This is a genomic window from Haloferax profundi, from assembly GCF_001469865.1.
GTDB lineage: Archaea > Halobacteriota > Halobacteria > Halobacteriales > Haloferacaceae > Haloferax > Haloferax profundi.
The window spans coordinates 1-2,164 of sequence record NZ_LOPV01000166.1 but is presented as its reverse complement, the minus strand read 5'-3'; the positions used below and the strand labels follow the sequence as shown (position 1 = coordinate 2,164).

3 protein-coding genes are annotated in these 2,164 nt (G+C 64.8%); 1 reads left to right on the top strand and 2 read right to left on the bottom strand.

Annotation, left to right across the window (positions count from 1 at the left end; translation table 11 throughout):
* On the bottom strand, positions 1–299 hold a 299-nt coding region (locus tag AUR66_RS08630), incomplete at its 3' end, for a HesB/IscA family protein (protein WP_058572047.1).
* 93 nt (positions 300–392) lie between these two features.
* Positions 393–1,673 (bottom strand): histidinol dehydrogenase, encoded by a 1,281-nt coding sequence (hisD, locus tag AUR66_RS08625; RefSeq protein ID WP_058572046.1) that lies wholly within the window; start codon positions 1,671–1,673, stop codon positions 393–395.
* Positions 1,674–1,957: 284 nt separating this feature from the next.
* Here hisD and AUR66_RS08620 point away from each other — a divergent pair.
* A partial coding sequence (locus AUR66_RS08620) for a nuclear transport factor 2 family protein (RefSeq protein WP_197409712.1) occupies positions 1,958–2,164 on the top strand: 207 nt, incomplete at its 3' end.

Below are 2,164 nucleotides of genomic sequence, written 5' to 3'. Positions count from 1 at the left end.
GCGCCTTGCAGTCCGCCCTCGTAGGCGAGCGTCGACCCGCCGATGTAGTTGATACTCGCCGGGTCGACGAAGACGCGCAGACCGTGTTGTTCGACGACTGTGTCGTCGTCTTCGGGTTCGTTGTCGAACCGCATTCCGTACGAGAGGCCGGCACATCCGCCCTGCTGGACGAATAGACGGAGACCGGCAACGTCGGTGTCCATCGACTCTCCTTCGAGGAGTGAGATGGCCTCGTCCGCGGCGGCGGGCGTGACCGTGACAGCCGCGTCGCCGCTTCCAGTCGCGGATTCCGTGCTCATACTACCCGTTATACTGTGGGAACGGATAACTGTGGCGCCGGGGATACCCAGCGACCACCTCGTTACGACTCGCCTACCCAGAGAAGCGTCTCGCTACTGGTCGAATCGCTCACGGACGCTCTGGGCGTGAGCGTCGAGTCCCTCCGCGTCGGCGAGCGTCGTGATAGTCTCCGAGAGAGCAGAGAGCGCGTCGTGGTCGAGTCGTTGGACCGTCGTCGAGCGAACGAAGTGGTCGACTGAGAGGCCACCCTGTCGCTTCGCGCCGGCACCGGTCGGCAGGACGTGGTTCGTCCCGGAGGCGTAGTCGCCGGCGGCGACGGGCGTGTACGGGCCGAGGAAGACGCTCCCTGCCGAGTCGATGCGGTCTAAGAGCGCTTCGTCGTCGTCGGCCTGAATCGACAGGTGCTCTGCGGCGTACTCCTCGGCGAAGAGGACCGCTTCAGACATCGACCGGGCGAGGAGGACGTCCGACGCGTCGTTCTCCAGTGCCGCTTCGATGGTCTCTGTGCGCTCGCGTTCGGCGGCCTGTCGCTCGACTTCGGCGACGATAGCATCCGCAACGTCGGCGTCGTCGGTGACGGCGACGACGGAGGCGTTCGGGTCGTGTTCGGCCTGCGCGACGAGGTCCGCCGCGACGAACTGCGGGTCCGCCGTCTCGTCGGCGACGACGAGGACTTCCGACGGGCCGGCGAGGAAGTCGATATCTACGTCTCCGCGGACTTCGGCCTTCGCAGCGGTCACCCACTTGTTACCCGGACCGACCACCTTCTGGACGGCTTTGACCGTCTCGGTGCCGTAGGCGAGGGCGGCGATGCCCTGGGCCCCGCCAACCGAGTACACCGCGTCCGCGCCAGCGACGTGCATCGCAGCGAGCGTGACGGGGTTCATTGGGTCGGCCGGCGGGGTGGCGACGGCGACGTGTTCGACGCCGGCCACCTTCGCGGGGATGACGCCCATGAGGACGCTCGATGGGTACGCCGCAGTGCCGCCGGGTACGTAGACGCCGACGCGTTCGAGGGGTCGGTAGCGACGGCCGAGTTCTCTGCCGTCGTCGAACTCCTCGCGCCAGTCTTCGGGAACCTGTCGCTCGTGGAACTCGCGGATATTCGCCGCCGCCGTCTCGATTGCCTCGCGCACGTCGTCGTCGATTTCGTCGTACGCGCGTTCCGCCGCGTCGCTCACGTCGATGTTACCGACTTCGACGCCGTCGAACTCGCGGGAGAACTCGCGGAGGGCAACGTCCCCCTCGGTTCGGGCGCGTTCGACGATGTCGCGGACGTCGGACCGGACCTCGGCGACGCCGGCGTCACGCTCGAAGAAGGCGCGGCGGGCGTCCGGGCCGAGACCGGCCAGTTCGCGGACCTCGATGTTCATACGCGGCGTTCGGTGTCGGCGCGAAAAGTCGTTGCGGAAGCGGTGGGAAGATAGCGAGAGTCGTTCGTACTCCGAAGATGGGGGCGACGCGCCAGCGTCCGCCCCGCGTACCCTCGCTGAACGGGTCAGTTCTAACTATAGATTATCTGTTACTTCTCGGCGGAAGATGTGTGGGTGGCATTGTCTGTCACACTGCCGTCTCCCGATAAAGTGCTGGTTAACTAACCGTAACCCACGGGTTACGATATTGTCAGGTCGTGTCTCCTCACGTGGAGATGTCGAAGATGACTGCACAAGAGAACGAAGCACTCGCACGGCAATTCGTCAAAGACGTATGGAACGACCACAACCTCGATGCGATAGACGAACTGTTTAGCCCGGACTACACAGGCCATTGGTTCGAACTCGGTGGCCAAGACGTCGACAGAGCAGGCCTCCATCGGTTCGTCGAGAACGTGTTCGAGGGGTTCCCGGACTACACGATGGACATC